Raw genomic sequence first — 19,430 nt, 5'->3', positions numbered from 1 at the left:
AGGCCGGCCAATCATGCGCAAAACCAACAGGCAAAAAAAACCGGCGCAACCGAAGTTGCGCCGGTGGTGTTGCCAGGGGTTGCGCGGATGTTCGTGGGTCCGGGCCACCCCTGTTGAGCGCTTTGCCGATCAGGCGCGTTCCAGTGCCAGGGCCACGCCCTGGCCGCCGCCGATGCACAGGGTGGCGAGGCCTTTCTTGGCGTCGCGCTTGATCATTTCATGCAGCAGCGACACCAGCACGCGGCAGCCCGACGCACCGATAGGGTGACCCAGGGCGATGGCGCCGCCGTTGACGTTGACCTTGTCCATGTCCCATTTCAGTTCCCGGGCCACCGCCAGCGACTGGGCGGCGAAGGCTTCGTTGGCTTCGATCAGGTCCAGTTGGTCCAACGACCAGCCGGCCTTGTCCAGGCAGCGACGGGTGGCCGAGACCGGGCCAATGCCCATGATGGCCGGGTCGACGCCGGCATTGGCGTAGGCACTGATTTTCGCCAGCACCGGCAGGCCAAGGGCCTTGGCTTTTTCGGCGCTCATCAGGATCACTGCGGCGGCGCCATCGTTGAGTGAGGACGCATTGCCCGCAGTGACGCTGCCGTCCTTCTTGAAGGCCGGCTTGAGCTTGCCCAGGGATTCGGCGGTGGTGCCGGCGCGCGGTTGCTCGTCGGTGGCGAACGCCACGGGATCGCCCTTGCGCTGGGGGATCAGGATCGGTGTGATCTCATCGGCGAAGCGGCCGCCCTCGATGGCGGCGACGGCTTTCTGCTGGGACGCGGCGGCAAAGGCATCCTGTTCTTCACGGCTGATGCCGTACTTGTCCACCAGGTTCTCGGCGGTGATGCCCATGTGGTAATCGTTGAACGCATCCCACAGGCCATCGGTGATCATGCTGTCGATCATCTTCGCGTGGCCCATGCGCAGGCCGGTGCGGGCGGCCGGCAACACGTACGGGGCCAGGCTCATGTTCTCCATGCCACCGGCAATGATCACTTCGGCGTCGCCACAACGAATCGCCTGGGCGCCCAGGTGCAACGCCTTGAGTCCCGAACCGCAGACCTTGTTCAGGGTCAACGCCGGCACCGCATGGGGCAGGCCAGCGAGGATCGACGCCTGGCGAGCCGGGTTTTGCCCGGAGCCCGCCGTCAGCACCTGGCCGAGGATCACTTCATCGACCTGCTCACCGGACAGGCCGGTTTGCTCCAGCAGGCGCCGAATCACCGCTGCACCGAGTTCCGGCGCGGGAATGGAAGCCAGCGAACCCTGGAAACTGCCGATGGCGGTACGGGTAGCGGCGACAATCACGACTTCTTGCATCGAATCTCTCCTCACTGGGCAGCGAACTGCATTTCAGGCACGTGGTCCGGCACGATCAATTTGCCGGCGGTCTTGGCGACGATTTCCTCGACGCTGACGCCTGGGGCACGTTCTTTCAAAATGAAGGCGCCGTCCTGGATTTCCAGGTAGGCCAGGTCGGTCAACACTCGCTTGATGCACCCGGCGCCGGTCAGTGGCAGGCTGCAACGCGGCAGCAGTTTAGACTCGCCGTCCTTGGACGCATGGGTCATGGTGACAATGATGTTCTCGGCGCCGGCCACCAGGTCCATCGCGCCGCCCATGCCCTTGACCAGCTTGCCAGGGATCATCCACGAGGCAATGTTACCTTCGACATCCACCTCGAACGCACCCAGTACGGTCAGGTCGATGTGGCCGCCGCGGATCATGGCAAACGATTCGGCCGAGGAGAAGATCGAGGCGCCAATGCGCGCGGTGACGGTTTGCTTGCCGGCGTTGATCATGTCGGCATCGACTTCGGCTTCGGTGGGGAATGCGCCCATGCCGAGCAAGCCGTTTTCCGATTGCAGCATGACTTCCATGCCTTCGGGAATGTAGTTGGCGACCAGGGTCGGAATGCCGATGCCCAGGTTCACGTAGTAGCCGTCCTGCATTTCGCGGGCGACGCGTTGAGCCATTTGTTCGCGGGAAAGTGCCATGTTCTTATTCCTTCATTCGGGCCGGGGGCAGGGGATCACTTACGCACGGTGCGTTGTTCGATGCGTTTTTCGAACGTGCCGCAAATGACCCGGTCGACGTAGATGCCAGGGGTGTGGATCTGCGTCGGGTCCAGCTCGCCGGGTTCGACGATTTCTTCGACTTCCACCACCGTGATCTTGCCCGCCGTGGCGGCCAGCGGATTGAAGTTCTGCGCGGTGTGGCGATAGATGACATTGCCGAAATGGTCGGCCTTCCAGCCCTTGACGATGGCGAAGTCGCCGGTGATGGATTCTTCCATCAGGTACTGGCGGCCATGGAATTCACGCACTTCCTTGCCTTCGGCCACCGGCGTACCGACCCCAGTGGCGGTGAAGAAGGCCGGGATGCCGGCGCCGCCGGCGCGCATTTTTTCGGCGAGGGTGCCTTGGGGGGTGAGTACGACTTCGATTTCGCCGCTCAGCAGTTGCTGCTCGAAGAGGGCGTTTTCGCCCACGTAGGAGGCGACCACCTTGCGGATCTGCCGGTCTTCCAGCAGTACGCCGAGGCCGAAGCCGTCGACGCCGCAGTTGTTGGACACCACGGTGAGGTCGCGGATGCCCTTGCGCTTGATCTCGGCGATCAGGTTTTCCGGGATACCGCACAGGCCAAAGCCGCCGGCGATGACGGTCATGCCGTCTTTCAAGCCTTCCAGCGCTTCTTCATAAGAACTCACGCGTTTGTCGAAACCTGCCATAGACACCTCTTTTATTCTTGATGGGGTCGCAATGGAGTGCAGTGTTGCGCTAAGTCATATATTTGTTAAGTTGATTTTTAGGTTGGATTGATTGATAAAACTCAATAGTCGCCGCCATCCACTGGCGGCTCGAAACTTACGGCTTGCCCCTGGAGCGAAGCGATCCCCATGACCCTCAAGCAGATCCGAGCCTTCCTCGCGGTGGCCCAGAGCCTGAGCTTTGCCGTGGCCTGCGAACGGCTGCACCTGTCCCAGTCGGCCCTTAGCCTGACCATCAAGGCCTTGGAAGAAGGTCTCGGCGGTCGCTTGTTCAGCCGCAATACCCGCAACGTGGCGCTGACGCCCGAAGGTGAATCCTTGTTGCCACTGGCCCGACGGCTGGTTGCCGATTGGGACAACGCCGAAGACGAAATGCGTCAACGCTTCACCTTGCAGCGTGGTCGCGTGACGTTGGCGGCAATGCCTTCGTTCGCTGGCAACCTGCTGCCACCGATCCTCAAGACCTTCCGCGCCCGCTTTCCGAATGTCAACGTCACGGTCAACGATGTGATCAACGAACAGGTGCTGGAAATGGTCCGCGATCGTCATGTCGAATTGGGGGTGGCGTTCGAGCCGATGCAGGGCGCGTCATTGGCGTTCACACCTTTGTATCTCGATCGCTTCGTCGCGGTTGTGCCGCTGGACTCACCACTTGCCCAGCGCGACGAAATCCACTGGGAAACCCTGCTGGAGCAGCCCTTCATCACGCTGCAACGGCCATCCACCGTACGGGTGATGCTGGAGGAGCATTTGCAGGCCCGGGGCATGAAACTGCCTGTGGAGTTCGAGAGCCACCAGTTGGCGACCGTCGGGCGGATGGTCGCCAGTGGGTTGGGGGTGAGTGCCGTGCCGGCGCTGTGCGTCGGGCAGATGCATGAGCTGGGTGCCCGCTGCATCACCTTGAGCGATCCGGTGATCGAGCGAGCCATCGGGGTGCTGACCAAACCGGGGCATGAACTGTCGGCGGCGGCGCAGGCGTTGTTCGATACGCTCAGGGATCAGGAGTTGGGCTCGTTGACCACAGGCCAACACTGACCCTGTGGGAGTGGTGTGGTTAGCGCGGGTGTTGCGCCAGCAATGGCAGTAATTGCTCACACGGCTCTTCAAGCTTGAGGTCCAGCAACTCATCGGCCCGGGTCTTGCCCCGGTTGATCACCAGCAACGGCTTGCCCTGGTCCTTGATGGCCCGGCACAGGCGAAACGCCGAATACGCCATCAGCGACGAGCCCACCACCAGCAGGCCGTCGGCTTGCTCGACGGCTTGCATGGCGCGGGTCGCGGTGAGGGGGGCGACGTTCTCGCCGAAAAACACCACGTCGGGCTTCAACCGCTCGCCGCCGCAATGGGGGCAATTGGGCACTTGGAAGCGCGCCTCGAACGCCGGGTCCAGCAGGGTATCGCCGTCGGGCGCCTGCACGGCGTCGACACCGGCCAGGTAAGGATTCTGCGCTTCCATCAATAACTGGATCTGCTGTCGCTCGCTGCGCTGGCCACAATCCAGGCACAGCACACGGTGCAGGCTGCCGTGAAGTTCAATGACGTCCTGGCTGCCGGCCTGATCGTGCAGCGTATCGACATTCTGGGTGATCAACCCGGTGATGCGCTGCTGCGCCTGCAATTGGGCCAAGGCGTCATGGGCCACGTTCGGCCTGGCCTGCCTCACCCGTGGCCAGCCCAGCATCGCCCGCGCCCAGTAGCGCCGTCGTGCTTCGGCCTGGGCAAGGAACTCCTGGTACATCATCGGCTGTCGACCCCGTCGTACGCCGTCGCTGTCGCGGTAGTCGGGAATGCCCGAGGGTGTGCTGATGCCGGCGCCGGTGAGCACCAGGAAGCGACCCCCGGCCATGTACGCCTGCAACTGATCGAGCGGTTCGCGATGGAAGTCGTCCGGCATGGGGGGCTCCGTGGGCTTGGATTCGTTGAGGGTAGCACTATCGAGCACGGGGCCTGCGTCACGCCTTTCGTCGCCCAGCGGCGCTGTTCGGCAAACTTTCCTTGCAGGAGGGGCCTCCACACTTATGTGAGAAAGAGCAATCAGGTTGTTCCGGTCGCTCTGAACCTGTCGCAGAGGAGGCTTATGAAGCAGACCATTGGTGAAGTACGGGCCATTAACAGACAGCGCGCAATGGTGGGTGTGTACGTGGGGCAGGAGCACGGCCACACCGTGCTAGCCCTACGTTCGGCCAATGACATCGATATTGGCGACATCCTGGAGTGGGACAGCGGCACGGCCTTGGGCATGCAGTCCTATCACAACCAGACCAAGGGCTGGACCGCCGATGTGTATGTGGCAAACCACGGTGTGGCGTCGGCCAACCTTGAGGTCCAGTTGATGGTGGGCTCTTCCTGACGGCGCCTTCGACCTATTACTTCGGGAGAGAGAGCATGAGCAAACTAAAGTGCGGTTGCCCCGATTGCCAATGCGAGGTTGATCCGCAACGGATGTTCAACCACGACGGCGAAGCTTATTGCAGCCAGGCGTGCGCCGAACAACACCCCAACGGTGAACCGTGTCCGGCGCCAGACTGCCATTGTGAACGCAGTGGCAAGGTGGGCGAGCGGGACGTCACCAATAAGCAGCTGGACGACGCGCTGGAGGAAACGTTTCCGGCGAGCGATCCGATTTCACCCTGAGCATTCTTGAATCCGGGTATCGGCGACAGGGTATCCGGACGCCGCAAGCCGGTCAGTGCGGTGGTGCAGGACAACACCGGCAGCCCGCGAGTTTTGGCTTCCTGGAACGGCGCGAGGCCAGGGTGACGAGACCGGTGCAATGGGGTGCCGGCGCCGCCCGACCTTTGGCGGACAGCGTGGAAAGACACGCACTGTTTCCCCCCATAGGCCCCATGTGAGAGCGAGCTTCAGTCCCGGCCTGGTTAATAGCCTGATGCAATAAAGAGCATGGCGGCGGCAATATAAATTGAATGTTGACCATTCGTCGCCGTTTACAACGTTTCCTTAAAACCTTGGCGGCGTCATGTTTTCCGAATAAGACGAGTCAGTAAGGCTCGTTGATATCAACTAAACGAGGTGAATGAAATGGCTAATACAGGAAATAGTAATCCTGGCAATTTCGCTAACGATCGTGAGAAGGCATCGGCAGCCGGGAAAAAGGGCGGCCATGCATCAGGTGGTAACTTTGCCAATAATCCTGAGCGTGCATCCGAGGCTGGGCGCAAGGGTGGGCAGGCATCGGGTGGTAATTTTGCCAACGACCCTGGGCGTGCCGCAGAAGCTGGCCGCAAAGGCGGGCAAGCCTCTGGCGGTAATTTTGCCAACGACCCTGAGCGGGCTTCGGAAGCCGGCCGCAAAGGTGGCCAGGCCTCGGGCGGCAACTTTGCCAACGACCGGGAGAAAGCCTCCGAAGCGGGTAGAAAAGGCGGGGAGAACAGCCGCGGTGGCGGCCGTGATTCATAATGCCCGGTAATATGGCAAGCCCCGTGCCCATGGCATGGGGCCCCATTGGCTTATATAGCGGAGTTTGCCGGGTTTAAACTACAACCGGGTTTACAGCTTTTTCGCTTTATTCGTTAAAAGATATTGGTTGATCGTTGGGTCAATCACCATGGGTCTCGTTTTTTGAATAAAAGATAAATCATCCTGTTACTTCCTCCGACTATAAAAAAATGGCGAGGGCAGCGCTTCCTTGCCTGGATATTACGTTTGATCGTTGCCACCGTTTAGGCGCACGATCAGCCATGTTTTGGTCAAGACCGTAAGGACCTTCGATGGACCAGCCCACCTCCCGGATTCGATCCCCTTGGCGCACATGGCTGAACCCCGTGCAAGACAACCTGTTGTTGGGGGTGACGTTCTGGCTCGGGCTGGCGTTGGTGACTGCATTGCTGCTTTACAGCGGCTACAACGCCTTGGTCGGCGCCGACCGTCAGAACCTGGGTTACGCAGTGCTGGGCGGTACCTCGGGCTTTGCCGCTACCGCCCTGGGGGCGTTGATGGCTGTGGTGTTGCGCGATATCGCCTCGCGGACCCAGGACATCATGCTCGGTTTTGCCGCCGGCATGATGCTCGCCGCCAGTTCTTTCTCGTTGATCCTGCCAGGCATCGAGGCGGCACAAATCATCTGTGGCAACCAGTTGCTTGCCGCGTTTGTCGTCGTGGTAGGCCTGGGCTTGGGGGTCGCCCTGATGATCGGCCTGGACCGTTTCGTGCCGCACGAGCACGAACTCAGTGGCCGACGTGGGCCCCAGGCCGAGCGTATTAATCGCGTATGGCTGTTCGTGCTTGCCATCACCTTGCACAACTTGCCGGAGGGCATGGCCATCGGCGTCAGTTTTGCCGATGGCGACTTCAAGGTCGGCTTGCCCCTGACCACCGCCATCGCCATCCAGGACATCCCCGAGGGCCTGGCCATTGCCATGGCGCTGCGCGTCACCGGTATCAGCGCCTTGCGTGCCGCGCTCATCGCGGTCGGTTCGGGGTTGATGGAGCCGCTAGGCGCGGTGATCGGCCTGGGCATGTCGTCGGGCGTCGCCGTCGCGTACCCCATCAGCCTGGGGTTGGCGGCGGGGGCGATGATCTTCGTGGTGTCCCACGAGGTGATTCCCGAAACCCACCGCAACGGCCATGAAACCCCGGCCACCCTGGGCTTGATGATGGGGTTTGCGGTGATGATGTTTCTCGACACGGCGTTGGGTTGAATCACCGATACCCTCTGTCAGCGTTGCGGCAGATTGCTGGAACATCCGACTCAAGCGTATGAAGTGCATCACCATGGAAGGGCTGGTGGAAGAGTCCAAGGAGCTGATTGAAGAAATCGAAAAAGGTGCAGTGCTCGATGCGGGACTGATCGGCGGGGCGCAGAAAGTCGAGCACTACGAAATTGTCAGTTACGGCACCTGATTGCCATGGCCAAGCACTTGAACCTGGGCGATGAAGTGGTCGGCCTGCTGCTGGCGACCCTCAAGGAAGAAAAAATCACCGGCGAGAAACTCTCGAAAATTGCCGAGCAGGGCGGTAACCAAGCGGCAACGATGGATTCCTGAGATCAACATCATGGCTTTTGTGGCGAGGGGAGCGTGTTCCCTCGCCATTGTTAGATGTCTTGAATCTTGGGTTTTATTTTTTCCAATTTTCGAGCAATTGCCATCCTGCCGAGAACGGTAATAAGTCCGATAGCGCTGACAAATGACCATGCGGCGATTGCTAGCAGAAGTGCGCGTTGGCCGGACAGTCCCTTGCGGATGCTTGCGGTGTAGGTTCTTTCTAAGAAGAAAGAGCAGATGGTGTTGAGATGATCTTCAGAGAAGCCGAGGTTTGAAAATTTCTTCAATGAGGATTGTGAGCGACATTCGTCAGTGGTCAGATAGTCATCTGTGAAAAGCTCGAATTTTGCATTGTTTTCCGATAAATAAAATGACGGTGTTTCAGGCTGGTTTCTTAAAGAAACCATCAAATACTTGGTGGGGGAAAGTGAAGCACTGACGACGAAAATCACTATAAGGATAATAAATAAAGAAATAATGCTGTTGACTATCCATTGGGCGAAATGATTGACCTTGAACTGGATGTCTCTGAAGTTTTTCCAGTCAATATAATTTTTTATTTTTGCGATGTCGCTGGGTGAGAAGTCATGACGTCTTATCCATTCCTCAGCAAGCTCTGCCTGTTCCAAGGTTTGGGCTGGAATATTGAACTCGAATCTGTAATGCTCGATTTCGCGTAAATTTTTCCGCATCCTTTCAAAGCGTTCGTTATCGAATTCTGGCTTTCCACCAAAGAAGCGCCACATCAAGTCACGGAGAAATGAAAGTGATCTGGCTCGGCTGTAAATATGAAAAATTACACCGCCTATTATAATGACGCTAAAGATACTGGTGACGGCTGTAAAGTTTTCGAAGGTCCAGTGGGCTGCATTTTCAATCAGTGTGGGTTGATTCACGGAAGATCCCTTTGTGAGTATTTCACTGCGTAAGTGAGTTACGTGAGGATGTCATGTTGGTATCGCTCAGTCCCGATTTTGTTGTCGGTGGTGCGCACGGGTCAATAATAAAATGATGAATAATATTATTCGTGTCAGTACAACAAATGTCGCTGCTGTGGTGTGTAGTGGCCGGTTTGTATTGCTCGTTGATCGCCGCACCGGATGTATTTTGCTATGTGCTATCCGTTGTCCACGGCGGTGCACAGGTTGGCGCGACGGTATAAATCCTGAACAGCAATCAAACACTTTCTTGGATGGAACCTGTGGGAGCACAGCTTGCTCGCGATAGCGGCGTATCCGTCGATATCAATACTGCTGACACACCTATCGCGAGCAAGCTTTCCCACAGGTTTTGTTTCCACAGGTTTTACTGTGCGTCGCGACCTATACTCAACCCCGTGGATGACATGAATCCGGGGTGGCGCAACTGTGCTGCATTCGCTGATGCTGGCCGTTATGCTCGTTCTGGCCGGGTGCGCCACGTCACAGCGCGGTCAACAGGCTGCCACGGTGACGATTGACCAGGCCACTTGGCGACAGGTGGACCAGCAGATCATCGCAGCATCGAAAAGCGCTATCGAGCAGACCGGACGCTACGCCCGCGGGTCGATGGAACATTGGCGTGTGTTGGTCTATGAGCGCACCGAGGCTGAGTTTATCCCCTGGTTCAGCAGTTATTGGACCCAGGAATGGCTGGCGGTGAAGGTCAGCTGGTATGCCGCCAGTGCCAAGGCTGAGGAGGATTCTCCGGCCAAGCGCCTGGCGGTTTACCTGCAAGAACAATATCGTGAGCAGGTGTTGGAGCCGGTGGCGGTGGAAATTGATCCCGAGGCGATCAGGGCTGCCGCGACGGACTACTACATACGCCAGCTCAATCAGCAGGTCCAGGTCATCGCCCTGCGGCATCAAATCCCGAACGAACTGATGAACCGGCGTCTGCACGGCATTCCTGCCATCAACCTGGGGCCGCCGGCGGCGCGTAACGCGTCGTTGTACGAAGTGGTGCATACCGAACCGCTGAACACGCTGCCGGCGTATGCGGCCCTGATCGATCACGTCAACAAGGCCGCTGCCACGGGTGCCGGACCCTCTGAGGCGGTGATCGCCACGGTGGCGCAGCGTACCAGCGAAAAAATCGAGGCCCAGTTCGCCACGCGAGGGGCAACCGGTGCAGCGGCGGCCGTTGCCGGGAAGGCGGCCGGGGCGTTGATCTCGGTGGGCGTGGCGGGTATTCGCGCGATCATCCACGAGGGCGAGCGGCCGGAAATGGAGGCGCAGATCCGCAAAAGCCTGAGTGCTGCGTTCGATGAGGCGTGGTTCAAGTCGCTCAAGCATCCCCTCAGCGGGGTGATGGCGCCGGTGTACTACCTGGACGAGGAAATAGAAGGCAACCTGGTGGAGGCGGACTTGGCCAATCGAGCGGTGGCATTGCCGGACATCAAGCCGTGACGGGCTGGCTCATTCTGACCCAAGGGTGACGCGACACCCCTTGCGCTGGCGGATCTGTTCGTCCGTGGGACGCTCTTTTACGAATTCGAAGCGCGGCTCGCCTTCGCTGTAGATCACCAGCCAGCCCCATTCCAGCTCGCTTTCATCCTGCCCGGGCTGGGGTGGCGAGGCCCACCAGGGTTCTTTTTGCATGATCTGACGCATGGCGTTCCTCCTATCGTTTGATCCCCTCAACTATAGACCGCTTGATTTCGCGATAAGCGCTGGTGAAAACCCAGCATCTTGTGGCGAGGGAGCTTGCTCCCGCCGGGCTGTGAAACAGCCCCATCAAGGGAATGCAGTGGCTGGGTCAGGGGTCGCTTCGTGCCCCAGCGGGAGCAAGCTCCCTCGCCACGGGATTTTGCGGGCAATTCAGTGTGCTCTGACGCCGCCCACCAGCGTCTAGCGTCTGTATCCCCGCACTCGAACGGGGAATGACTGGACCCCGCGCATATGCAAGCACTGTTGAACGAGATCCTCGATGCGGTTCGCCCCCTGATCGGTCAGGGCAAGGTGGCCGATTACATTCCGGCCCTGGGCACTGTGGCGCCTAACCAGTTGGGTATTGCCGTGTATGGCAACGACGGCGAGTTGTACTGCGCCGGCGACGCCGAAACAGCGTTTTCGGTGCAGAGTATTTCCAAGGTGTTCAGCCTGGTGCAGGCCATCGGGCATTCCGGCGAAGCGATCTGGGAGCGCCTGGGCCATGAGCCGTCCGGCCAACCGTTCAATTCGCTGGTGCAGCTGGAATTCGAACGTGGTCGACCACGCAACCCGTTCATCAACGCCGGCGCGTTGGTGATCTGCGATATCAACCAGTCGCGTTTCGCCGCCCCGGCGTTGTCGATGCGCGATTTCGTGCGGCGTTTATCAGCCAACCCGCAAGTGATGGTGGACGGCAAGGTGGCCGAGTCGGAATACCAGCACCGCGCTCGCAACGCGGCGATGGCCTATCTGATGCAATCCTTCGGCAACTTCCATAACGACGTGGAAGCGGTGCTGCGCAGTTATTTCAGCCATTGTGCCTTGCGGATGAGTTGCATCGATCTGGCGCGGGCATTCTGCTTCCTGGCCAACGACGGGTTCTGCAAACACAGCGGCGAACAGATCCTCAGTGCGCGGCAGACCCAGCAGGTCAACTCCATCATGGCCACCAGCGGCTTGTACGATGAGGCTGGAAATTTCGCTTATCGCGTCGGCCTGCCAGGCAAGAGCGGGGTCGGTGGCGGGATTGTCGCCGTGGTGCCGGGGCGCTTCACCGTATGCGTCTGGTCGCCTGAGCTCAACGCCGCCGGCAACTCCCTGGCCGGCATGGCGGCGTTGGAGTTGATGAGCCAGCGGATTGGCTGGTCGGTGTTCTAGTTTCCTGCCGCACAAAAAAGGCCCGCTCCTGATTCAGGAGCGGGCCTTCTTGTTAGGGGATATCAGCAGAGGCGGTCGATGACCCGGACCTCGGAAGTGTTCTGCATCGACTGCCAGGCCTGGGTCAGCGTTTGCAACACGCGACCGATGAAGTCTTTGTCGGCCGCAGCCTTCTTGCCAACATAGCCCTGGCCACGGCGGTACATCTTCAGCCGGGCACCCAGCTCATGCGTGTTCTTTTCGAACTCGTCTTCGCGGGTGTAGGGCGACAGGCAGTCCATATGCACCTGGCCAGTCTTGCTGATCCACAGGATATGGCTGTCGAGCGTGTCTTTGTGTGCTGCGAATATGCGAGCCAGTTCATCAATAGATGGTTGATTATTCAGATTCATGTGTAAGCCCCTTGACCATTTGGTTGATCTGTCTGGTGGTTCGCAAAAACTTCGCTACTCGGTAAGTACCTGCCTGCTACCGAAACCAGGCCGTCAGCATGCTTCCGTCGAACTTCGACGGGGTCGTGCATCGGTTGTGTAGTGTTATCGAAGGGCTGCTACGCAAATGCGCTACAACGAAGAGAAACAGCGAAGAATCTTCAGTCAGTGTCAACTTTCGAGGGTTGAACCACGTGCGTCATGAGGATCTTCACCGACGTTTCTCGTCCTTGTTACCGGACGGTCAGGCCAGGTCAGCACCTTCAATCTGCCTTGTGGGCAGTCCCTTATCCAAAAAACAGCTCGGCGGTCAGACGAGCTTGCTCAAACAGTTGCCTGTACTCCCGATCGGGGAGACGTCTGCATCATGCAAGGGCAAATCGGAGGCGTCAACGGTTTTGTAGTGATTATTTTTGGTCACTACATATTGTCGGACAAAATGGTTTGGGTATGAGCAATTGGGCTTGAGCCGAGCCCTGTGGCGAGGGAGCTTGCTCCCGCTGGGCTGCGTAGCGGCCCTCTGTCAAATCCCCTCGATTACCCTGATCCACCGTGCCGCCAGGTTTAGGGCCGCTTCGCGCCCCAGCGGGAGCAAGCTCCCTCGCCACAGGGTCTGTGTTTGGCATCATAGGCTCAGGTGGCCTTGGCCTTGCTCGCCTTGCGCGGTGCACCGGCTGCCTTGCGCTTGGCCGGCTTGCGCTTGTTCTTCCACGGGGTTGCGCCACGCCCGGCGGGGCTGGCCGGGCCGCTGATGGTCAGGCTCATGCCCTGGCAGCGGGCGACGTGCTTGCTCATCCAGGCGGCTTGACGGGTCACGAATTCTTCCAGGCTCATTTCGCCGCTTTGCACCATGTCCAGGGCCTGCTCCCAGATGGCCGTGGTGCCCGGGTCGGCGATGGCCCGGGGCACGGCGTCGATCAGGCTGAAGGCCGCCGGGGTGGCCGACAGGGCCTTGCCGTTCTTCACCAGGTAACCGCGGTCGAGCAGCCCCTGGATGATCGAGGCTCGGGTCGCTTCGGTGCCGATGCCGGTGGTGTCCTTGAGCTTCTGCTTGAGCAGCGGGTCCTCCACCAGTTTGGCGACGTTCTTCATCGCCTTGATCAGGTCGCCTTCAGTGAAGGGCTTGGGCGGCTGGGTCCACAGGTCCTTGGGTTTCACCTCGTCCACCGTGCAATCGCGACCTTCGGCCAGTGCCGGCAAGGTTTGCGGTGCCGGCGCTTCACGGCCCTTTGCCGGCGCCAGTGCTTCGGGCAGGGCGCGTTTCCAGCCGGGTTCGACGATCTGCTTGCCCACGGCGCGCAGCGCCTGGCCGGCACAGTCGAAGTCGGCCTGGGTCCGGTCGTATTCGTGGTTGGGCAGGAACTGCGCTAGGTAGCGTGCGCGAATCAGCGTATAGACCGCACGCTGCTTGCCGGCGAGTTTGTCGAGGTTCTTGGCGGCGGCGGTGGGAATAATGCCGTGGTGGGCACTGACCTTGGCGTCGTTCCAGGCTCGGGATTTACGCTGCGGCTGCAGGTGCTCGCGCAGCGGCGCGAGGCTGGGGTCGGCCTGGGCGAGGGCGGCCAGGATGGCCGGTGCTTCGCTGTGCTGGCTCAAGGGCAGGAAACCGCAATCGCTGCGAGGGTAGGTGATGAGCTTGTAGGTCTCGTAGAGCGACTGGGCAATGTCCAGGGTTTCCTGGGCGCCGAGGCCGAGCTTCTTCGAGCAGACTTCTTGCAGGGTGCCCAGGTCGAAGGGCAACGGCGCCGCTTCGCGCAGACGCTCGGTACGCACCTTTAGTGTCCGGGCGGTGGCGGCGTTGCGCATGGCCTGGGCCGCGTCTCGGGCCAGGGCCTGGTTCAGGCAGCGTTCCTGATCGTCGCAGGCATCCGGGTCGGCGCGCCACTGGGCGGTGAAGGCCATGTCTTCGTGACTGAGCTGCACGTCGATGGCCCAATAGGCGACCGGTACGAAGTCGGCGATGCTGCGGTCGCGATCCACCACCAGGCGTAGCGTCGGTGTTTGCACGCGGCCCACCGGCAGCACGCCCTGGTAGCCGGACTGGCGCCCCAGCAGGGTGAACAGGCGACTCATGTTCATGCCGATCAGCCAGTCGGCCCGGGAGCGACCCAGCGCCGAGTGATACAGGTTGAAGGTTTCGACTCCCGGCTTGAGGGCGGCCAGGGCCTTGCGGATCGACGCTTCGTCCAGGGCTGACAGCCATAGCCGCCGGATCGGTCCGCGATAACGGCAATGTTCCACCAGCTCCCGGGCGATCATTTCGCCTTCGCGGTCGGCGTCGGTGGCGATCACCAATTCCTTCGCTTCCCCCAGCAGGCGCTTGACCGCCTTGTACTGGCTGGCGGTTTTCGGCTTGACGGTCATTTTCCATTGCGCCGGCACAATGGGCAGGTCGGTCAGTACCCAGCGCTTGTAGCGCGCATCGTAGGCGTCGGGCGGGGCGGTTTCCAGCAGGTGGCCGATGCACCAGGTGACCGTGATGCCAGGGCCCAGCCAGCAACCGTCGCCACGGCGCGTGGCACCGAGCACGGCGGCGATGTCCTTGGCCTGGGACGGTTTTTCACACAGGTACAACTGCATAGCGCCCTTTTCCTGAGCAGATTTCATGGGGCTGTAGCATGGTCATGGATGCGCGCAAGGGCAAGTTTTATCTGTATGGATATACAGATAAAAAGCGTTGCGCTGCGTTGCCAAGGGGTGTCTGGCATGACATTCGGCGACCTGTTGGCACGCAGAATGAATTTCTCGCAGGGGGATGGCTCATAACTTCAAGGCGGTTGAAACCCGCAAAGCAGGTTTATGAGGTCAAGGAGAGTCACTTTCATGAATTCGATGCCAAATGGCAACGGCCAGGCGACTACACGTTTGATTCTCGTTGTGGAAGATGATCCGACCATCCTGGAGTTCCTCTGTGAAATCCTCGAGGAGGAAGGGTTTGTCGTGGAGCCTCGGGAAAGCGCCGACGCAGCGCTGACATTTCTGGAGGAGAGCGCGGATTACGTCGATCTGCTGCTCACCGATATCACCATGCCCGGCAAGATCGATGGCGCGGACCTGGCCAACCTGACCGGAGACCGCTGGCCGCAGATACCGCTGCTGATCATGTCCGGTTTCGAGACGCCGGAAAGCGCCGGGATCAAGCACCACGCGTCCTTCATCGCCAAGCCTTGGGCGTTGGGGCAGATGCTGGATCTGGTGGAAAGTACGGTGAAAAGCCACTCTCTGCACTGATCGATCCCAGAACGACGGGTTGTGATCGACCCGTCGCACTCATGTTTGGGTTGCAAGCGGCGATGGCTCCCATGACAATGCGAGTCATTATCAGTCGCGAATTATTCCATTGCCATGTCCGCCAACGATCTGTCCTTACGCAGTGCCGTCGACGTTCTGTACAGCGATCATCACAGTTGGCTCCAGGGCTGGTTGCGCAAGCGCCTGGGCAACGCCTTCGATGCAGCCGATCTCACCCAGGACACCTTCGTGCGCGTCCTCAAGGCTCGCTCCGCGTTGGACATTCGTGAACCGCGACCGTACCTGTCGATGATCGCCAAAGGGCTGTTGATCGATCTGTTCCGCCGCCGTTCACTGGAACAGTCCTATCTCGAAGCATTGGCCGCCATGCCGCAAGAGCAGCACCCATCGCTGGAAGACCAAGCCATCCTGCTCCAGGCCTTGATGGAAATCGACCGCTTGCTGCTGGGGTTGGGGCCGCGTATCAGGCAGGCGTTCATCCTGTCGCAGTTCGATGGCCTGACGTATCCGCAAATTGCCGAGCGCTTGGGCGTCAGTGTCCGCACGGTCAATAACCACATGGCCAAGGCCATGGAACATTGCTGCCTGATGCAAATTCAATTGCAGCTGTCATGAACCTGCCGACCGAAGAGTTGAGCGCCATTCGTGCTGCCGCGCGGTGGTACGCCAAGCTGCATTCGGGCATCACGACCGACGCGGATCGGGCCGGGTGGAATGCCTGGCTGAGCGCCGATCCGTTGCATGGCCAGGCCTGGCAAAGAATGACGGCGGTGGCCGAACAGATGGCGAGTGTGCCGGGTGCACTGGCGGCGCCGACCTTGAGTGATACCCACAACCGATCCCGTCGCCAGGTATTGCGCAGCGTGTTACTGCTGACGTCCGCCAGTGGCCTGGGGTGGTTGGGCTGGCGCAGCCAGGCGACTCAGAATCTGTTTTGCGATTACCGCACCACGGTGGGCGAGCGCCGTGAGTTTCAACTGGCGGACGGCAGCACGCTACTGCTCAACACCGACACATCGGTCAATGTTCGTTTCGATGCAAACCAGCGGCGACTGGAGTTGTTGCGGGGGGAGATTCTCGTGACGACGGCGGTTGATCCCTTGCGGCGTCCTTTCAAGGTGGCCACGGGGCCTGTCGAAGTACTGGCGTTGGGGACGCGTTTTATAGTCCGTGGCCAGGCGCAAGGCGGCGAGGTGGCGGTGCTGGAGAAAGCGGTCGAGGTCAGTCTGCCGGCTATTGGATCAAGGAGGCGGGTCGAAGCCGGCCAACGCCTGGACTTCAATGATCGGTCACTGGGTACGCTGCGCGGCAGCGATGTGTCGGTGGGTGCCTGGCAGAAGGGAAGCATCATTGCCATTGACCGTCCCCTGGCGGCGCTGCTGGAGGAGCTTTCGCGTTACCGCAACGGTGTGCTGCGTTGTGATCCGGCCATTGGCTACTTGAAGGTGTCGGGTGTGTTTCCCGTCGATGACACGGACCTCGCCCTGGCGGCACTGGAGAGTGGTTTTTCGTTGCGAGTGACCCGATACAGCCGTTTCTGGGTCCAGGTATCGAGTGGCGACCGACGCTGACGCTACGGCGCGATAAAAAAATTGTTCTGCACTTTTCATCCGCATCGTTCGGCTCTTCCTCAGTGAGTTTTTAACGACCGTTTTGGGGAGGGGAAGCATGTCTTGGGTGAGCGCGCCAGGTCGTCTGGTGTTTGCAGTGAAAATCGGCCTGTTGGCAGCCGCTACGGGCAGCGCCGGGGTCGTGAATGCCGGCCCGGTTCCAGAGGCTTCGGCGCAGCAGCGTTGGGTGCAGGTCTACGATATCGGAGCCGGCAGCCTGGTGGATGTCCTGACCCGTTTTTCCAGCGCTGCCGGGGTCGCCATTTCGTTCGATGCCCGGCAACTCCAGGGCCTGCGATCGCCTGGCCTGAGCGGTTCGTTTGGCGTGGTTGACGGATTTGCGAGCATTCTGGGTGGCAGCGGCCTGCAAGCCGACTTCCAGGCCAACGGTACCTATGTGCTGCGCCCCGTGCCCGGCAACGGTTCGGCCATGGAACTGGGCGTCACCACCATCGACGGACAGAGGCTCGGCGCGACCACCGAGAACAGTGGCTCCTACACGACAGGGGCGGTCACCATTGGCAAAGGCGAGCACTCGCTGCGCGAAACGCCACAATCGGTGACGGTGATCACCCGCAAGATGCTCGATGACCAAAACCTGAACACCATCGATCAAGTGATGGAAAAGACGCCCGGCATTACCGTCTACGACTCGACCATGGGCGGAAAATATTTCTATTCCCGTGGGTTCCGGATGTCCGGCCAGTATCAATATGACGGCGTTCCGCTGGACATGGGCAACAGCTATGTCCAGGCCGATAGTTTCAGCAGTGACATGGCGTATTACGACCGTGTCGAAGTCCTGCGCGGTGCGGCCGGGATGATGAAGGGCTCGGGCGGCACCTCCGGCGGCGTCAATTTCGTCCGCAAACGCGGCCTGGCCACGGCCCAGACCGAGCTCAGCCTCTCGGGCGGTACTTGGGACAACTACCGTGGGCAGATCGACACCGGTGGCCCACTGAATGATTCCGGTACTGTGCGGGGCAGGGCGGTGATCGCCGAGCAGAGCCGACATTATTTTTATGACGATGCCCGTCGCAAGGACCAGATCTATTACGGCGCGCTCGACTTCGACCTGAGCCCCGATACGACGCTCGGCCTGGGCGTTGCCTATGAAGACGTCGATGCAAGCCCCTGCTGGGGCGGGCTGCCTCGCTACAGGGATGGCAGCGATCTGAAACTCAGCCGCTCCACTTGCCTGGATCCGTCGTGGAATACCTGGCGCAGCCAGCGGACCACGGTGTTCGGCGATCTCAAGCATCAGCTCAACGACGACTGGGCCGTGAAGGTGGCCGGTGTCTATACGAAAAACACCCAGGACATCAAATACGCGTTTGCATCGGGCTCGGTGACGCCAGGCATCTCGACCACCAACATGCTGGGCAGCATGTACGACTACGATCAGGTCGATTACGGCCTCGATGCGTATCTGGACGGCAAGTTCGATGCCTTTGGGCAGCAGCACGAATGGGTCATCGGCTTCAACGCCAGTCGCTCGGACAAAGATGACTTTTTCTCGGTGGCACTGCTGCCAGAGAAACAGAATGTGTTCGATCCGGACCGTCATATTCCCGAACCGGACGACAGTTACTTCATCGAAAACTCGACGCGCGGTGGTCCGGTCAAGACCGTTACCGAGCAGCAAGGGATGTATTCGACCCTGCGCCTGAAGCTGGCGGATCCCTTGACGTTCGTGGTGGGCAGCCGGGTAAGCTGGTACAGCTCCAAGACCGACTCGGTGTTCCTCACCGGCGGTTCGGAACACGCCAAGAGCACGGAGACGGGCCAGGTCACTCCGTTTGCCGCCGTGTTAATGGACCTCAACGAACACCTGACGGCCTACGCCAGTTACTCGGACATTTTCACGCCCCAAGGCAACTACCGCTCCGAAAGCGGTTCGGCACTCAAGCCCCTGGTGGGTGAAAGCTACGAACTGGGGATCAAGGGCGAATGGTTCGAGGGGCGCCTGAACAGCGCCTTCAACCTGTTCCGTACGTTGCAGAAAGACCAGGCCCAGACTGACTACAACTCCAGTTGTGCGTCCTCGGACGGGTACTGCTACGAGAACGCTGGCAAGGTGCGGGCCCAGGGTTTCGAAGCCGAGATCAGCGGTGAAGTCATCGAGCGCCTGCAACTGCTGGCCGGCTACACCTACACCCAGACCAAGACCCTCGAAGACATTGACACCAGCCTCAACGGTGGTTCGTTCAACAGCTATGTGCCGCGCCATGTGCTGCGGCTGTGGGGCGATTATGCCCTCGGCGGGGCATTGGAACGGTTCAGCGTCGGCGCAGGCGTCAACGCACAAAGCGACAACTTCCGGGTGTCGCCAGCGACGGGCGAGAAGATCACCCAGGCCGGTTATGCGGTGTGGAACGGTCGCCTCGGCTACCGCATCGATGACACCTGGTCGTTGGCGCTCAATGGCAACAACCTGTTCGACAAGCGCTACTACGCCACCATCGGGACCGAGGGCTTCGGTAACTATTATGGCGAGCCGCGCAACTTCACCCTGTCCATGAAAGCGCGCTTCTGATCCGGTGGCGGGGGGGGGAAAAACCCCCCCCCCCCCCCCCCCCCCCCCT

The 19,430-nt window shown here is 60.1% G+C and carries 19 protein-coding genes and 1 pseudogene; 12 read left to right on the top strand and 8 right to left on the bottom strand.

Translation table 11 applies throughout. The features are described 5' to 3' along the window. Positions 1-129 precede the first annotated feature (129 nt). From V7773_RS29290 to V7773_RS29280, 3 genes are read right to left on the bottom strand one after another with little or no spacing between them, the layout of a single operon-like run. Positions 130-1,311 (bottom strand): acetyl-CoA C-acetyltransferase, encoded by a 1,182-nt coding sequence (locus V7773_RS29290; RefSeq protein WP_092145523.1) that lies wholly within the window; start codon positions 1,309-1,311, stop codon positions 130-132. Between the two features lie 11 nt (positions 1,312-1,322). Beyond that, complete coding sequence (locus tag V7773_RS29285; protein WP_003180355.1) at positions 1,323-1,988, bottom strand: CoA transferase subunit B; 666 nt, start codon at positions 1,986-1,988, stop codon at positions 1,323-1,325. A gap of 35 nt (positions 1,989-2,023) precedes the next feature. Then, positions 2,024-2,722 (bottom strand): CoA transferase subunit A, encoded by a 699-nt coding sequence (locus V7773_RS29280; RefSeq protein ID WP_063322042.1) that lies wholly within the window; start codon positions 2,720-2,722, stop codon positions 2,024-2,026. A 168-nt stretch (positions 2,723-2,890) separates the two neighbouring features. Here V7773_RS29280 and V7773_RS29275 point away from each other — a divergent pair, with 168 nt between their 5' ends. Beyond that, positions 2,891-3,796, top strand: coding sequence for a LysR family transcriptional regulator (locus V7773_RS29275; RefSeq protein WP_092145526.1), 906 nt, complete (start codon positions 2,891-2,893; stop codon positions 3,794-3,796). 19 nt (positions 3,797-3,815) lie between these two features. On the opposite strand, the gene V7773_RS29270 is transcribed toward V7773_RS29275, so the two are convergent. Continuing rightward, entirely contained in the window at positions 3,816-4,655 is an 840-nt protein-coding gene (locus tag V7773_RS29270) for an NAD-dependent protein deacetylase (protein WP_336076373.1), read from the bottom strand. A 183-nt stretch (positions 4,656-4,838) separates the two neighbouring features. On the opposite strand from V7773_RS29270, the gene V7773_RS29265 reads away from it, so the two are divergent. The 5 genes and pseudogenes from V7773_RS29265 to V7773_RS29245 form a co-directional block, all read left to right on the top strand. Beyond that, positions 4,839-5,111, top strand: coding sequence for a hypothetical protein (locus V7773_RS29265; protein WP_092412659.1), 273 nt, complete (start codon positions 4,839-4,841; stop codon positions 5,109-5,111). A gap of 35 nt (positions 5,112-5,146) precedes the next feature. Further along, complete coding sequence (locus V7773_RS29260; protein WP_336076372.1) at positions 5,147-5,395, top strand: metallothionein; 249 nt, start codon at positions 5,147-5,149, stop codon at positions 5,393-5,395. Between the two features lie 405 nt (positions 5,396-5,800). After that, the gene (locus V7773_RS29255; protein ID WP_092412655.1) at positions 5,801-6,178 is read left to right on the top strand and encodes a general stress protein; all 378 of its coding nucleotides are present in this window, start codon (positions 5,801-5,803) and stop codon (positions 6,176-6,178) included. 311 nt (positions 6,179-6,489) lie between these two features. Continuing rightward, positions 6,490-7,419 (top strand): ZIP family metal transporter, encoded by a 930-nt coding sequence (locus V7773_RS29250; protein WP_063322037.1) that lies wholly within the window; start codon positions 6,490-6,492, stop codon positions 7,417-7,419. Positions 7,420-7,462: 43 nt separating this feature from the next. Beyond that, a pseudogene (locus tag V7773_RS29245) lies at positions 7,463-7,764 on the top strand (YciE/YciF ferroxidase family protein); the annotation flags it as partial. A 50-nt stretch (positions 7,765-7,814) separates the two neighbouring features. Here V7773_RS29245 and V7773_RS29240 read toward each other — a convergent pair. Further along, complete coding sequence (locus tag V7773_RS29240) at positions 7,815-8,660, bottom strand: DUF6216 family protein (protein WP_092412653.1); 846 nt, start codon at positions 8,658-8,660, stop codon at positions 7,815-7,817. 471 nt (positions 8,661-9,131) lie between these two features. On the opposite strand from V7773_RS29240, the gene V7773_RS29235 reads away from it, so the two are divergent. Then, the gene (locus tag V7773_RS29235; protein WP_092412651.1) at positions 9,132-10,151 is read left to right on the top strand and encodes a hypothetical protein; all 1,020 of its coding nucleotides are present in this window, start codon (positions 9,132-9,134) and stop codon (positions 10,149-10,151) included. A gap of 9 nt (positions 10,152-10,160) precedes the next feature. Here V7773_RS29235 and V7773_RS29230 read toward each other — a convergent pair whose 3' ends face one another. Then, positions 10,161-10,355: a hypothetical protein gene (locus V7773_RS29230; protein WP_092412649.1), complete on the bottom strand. Its 195-nt coding sequence runs from the start codon at positions 10,353-10,355 to the stop codon at positions 10,161-10,163. 288 nt (positions 10,356-10,643) lie between these two features. On the opposite strand from V7773_RS29230, the gene glsB reads away from it, so the two are divergent. After that, a complete protein-coding gene (gene glsB, locus V7773_RS29225; protein ID WP_336076371.1) occupies positions 10,644-11,552 on the top strand; it encodes a glutaminase B in 909 nt (302 codons plus the stop codon). Between the two features lie 62 nt (positions 11,553-11,614). Here glsB and V7773_RS29220 read toward each other — a convergent pair whose 3' ends face one another. Both V7773_RS29220 and V7773_RS29215 read right to left on the bottom strand, forming a co-directional pair. Continuing rightward, complete coding sequence (locus V7773_RS29220; protein WP_063322033.1) at positions 11,615-11,944, bottom strand: hypothetical protein; 330 nt, start codon at positions 11,942-11,944, stop codon at positions 11,615-11,617. Between the two features lie 672 nt (positions 11,945-12,616). Then, a complete protein-coding gene (locus tag V7773_RS29215) occupies positions 12,617-14,563 on the bottom strand; it encodes a DNA topoisomerase III (RefSeq protein ID WP_336076370.1) in 1,947 nt (648 codons plus the stop codon). 243 nt (positions 14,564-14,806) lie between these two features. Between V7773_RS29215 and V7773_RS29210 the strand changes: the two genes are divergently transcribed. From V7773_RS29210 to V7773_RS29195, 4 genes are all read left to right on the top strand, one after another. After that, a complete protein-coding gene (locus V7773_RS29210; RefSeq protein ID WP_063322031.1) occupies positions 14,807-15,214 on the top strand; it encodes a response regulator in 408 nt (135 codons plus the stop codon). Between the two features lie 114 nt (positions 15,215-15,328). After that, the gene (locus V7773_RS29205; protein WP_092145553.1) at positions 15,329-15,850 is read left to right on the top strand and encodes a sigma-70 family RNA polymerase sigma factor; all 522 of its coding nucleotides are present in this window, start codon (positions 15,329-15,331) and stop codon (positions 15,848-15,850) included. After that, a complete protein-coding gene (locus V7773_RS29200) occupies positions 15,847-16,806 on the top strand; it encodes a FecR domain-containing protein (RefSeq protein ID WP_336076369.1) in 960 nt (319 codons plus the stop codon). Before V7773_RS29205 ends, V7773_RS29200 begins: the two co-directional genes overlap by 4 nt. Before the next feature lie 97 nt (positions 16,807-16,903). Beyond that, on the top strand, positions 16,904-19,381 hold the full coding sequence (locus tag V7773_RS29195; RefSeq protein ID WP_336076368.1) for a TonB-dependent siderophore receptor: 2,478 nt from the start codon (positions 16,904-16,906) through the stop codon (positions 19,379-19,381). The last annotated feature ends 49 nt before the right edge of the window (positions 19,382-19,430 follow it).

Source organism: Pseudomonas sp. 3JA (assembly GCF_036961705.1).
Classification (GTDB): domain Bacteria; phylum Pseudomonadota; class Gammaproteobacteria; order Pseudomonadales; family Pseudomonadaceae; genus Aquipseudomonas; species Aquipseudomonas fluorescens_Q.
Note: the sequence above shows the minus strand (reverse complement) of the source record. Positions and strands in the feature narration are given on the sequence as shown.

Coding starts and splice junctions, on each gene's coding strand:
- V7773_RS29285 (WP_003180355.1), bottom strand. CDS start 1,988: ATGGCACTTTCCCGCGAACAAATGGCTCAACGCGTCGCCCGCGAAATG.
- V7773_RS29275 (WP_092145526.1), top strand. CDS start 2,891: ATGACCCTCAAGCAGATCCGAGCCTTCCTCGCGGTGGCCCAGAGCCTG.
- V7773_RS29260 (WP_336076372.1), top strand. CDS start 5,147: ATGAGCAAACTAAAGTGCGGTTGCCCCGATTGCCAATGCGAGGTTGAT.
- V7773_RS29270 (WP_336076373.1), bottom strand. CDS start 4,655: ATGCCGGACGACTTCCATCGCGAACCGCTCGATCAGTTGCAGGCGTAC.
- V7773_RS29250 (WP_063322037.1), top strand. CDS start 6,490: ATGGACCAGCCCACCTCCCGGATTCGATCCCCTTGGCGCACATGGCTG.
- glsB (WP_336076371.1), top strand. CDS start 10,644: ATGCAAGCACTGTTGAACGAGATCCTCGATGCGGTTCGCCCCCTGATC.
- V7773_RS29205 (WP_092145553.1), top strand. CDS start 15,329: ATGTCCGCCAACGATCTGTCCTTACGCAGTGCCGTCGACGTTCTGTAC.
- V7773_RS29210 (WP_063322031.1), top strand. CDS start 14,807: ATGAATTCGATGCCAAATGGCAACGGCCAGGCGACTACACGTTTGATT.
- V7773_RS29200 (WP_336076369.1), top strand. CDS start 15,847: ATGAACCTGCCGACCGAAGAGTTGAGCGCCATTCGTGCTGCCGCGCGG.
- V7773_RS29230 (WP_092412649.1), bottom strand. CDS start 10,355: ATGCGTCAGATCATGCAAAAAGAACCCTGGTGGGCCTCGCCACCCCAG.
- V7773_RS29215 (WP_336076370.1), bottom strand. CDS start 14,563: ATGCAGTTGTACCTGTGTGAAAAACCGTCCCAGGCCAAGGACATCGCC.
- V7773_RS29255 (WP_092412655.1), top strand. CDS start 5,801: ATGGCTAATACAGGAAATAGTAATCCTGGCAATTTCGCTAACGATCGT.
- V7773_RS29290 (WP_092145523.1), bottom strand. CDS start 1,311: ATGCAAGAAGTCGTGATTGTCGCCGCTACCCGTACCGCCATCGGCAGT.
- V7773_RS29220 (WP_063322033.1), bottom strand. CDS start 11,944: ATGAATCTGAATAATCAACCATCTATTGATGAACTGGCTCGCATATTC.
- V7773_RS29265 (WP_092412659.1), top strand. CDS start 4,839: ATGAAGCAGACCATTGGTGAAGTACGGGCCATTAACAGACAGCGCGCA.
- V7773_RS29195 (WP_336076368.1), top strand. CDS start 16,904: ATGTCTTGGGTGAGCGCGCCAGGTCGTCTGGTGTTTGCAGTGAAAATC.
- V7773_RS29280 (WP_063322042.1), bottom strand. CDS start 2,722: ATGGCAGGTTTCGACAAACGCGTGAGTTCTTATGAAGAAGCGCTGGAA.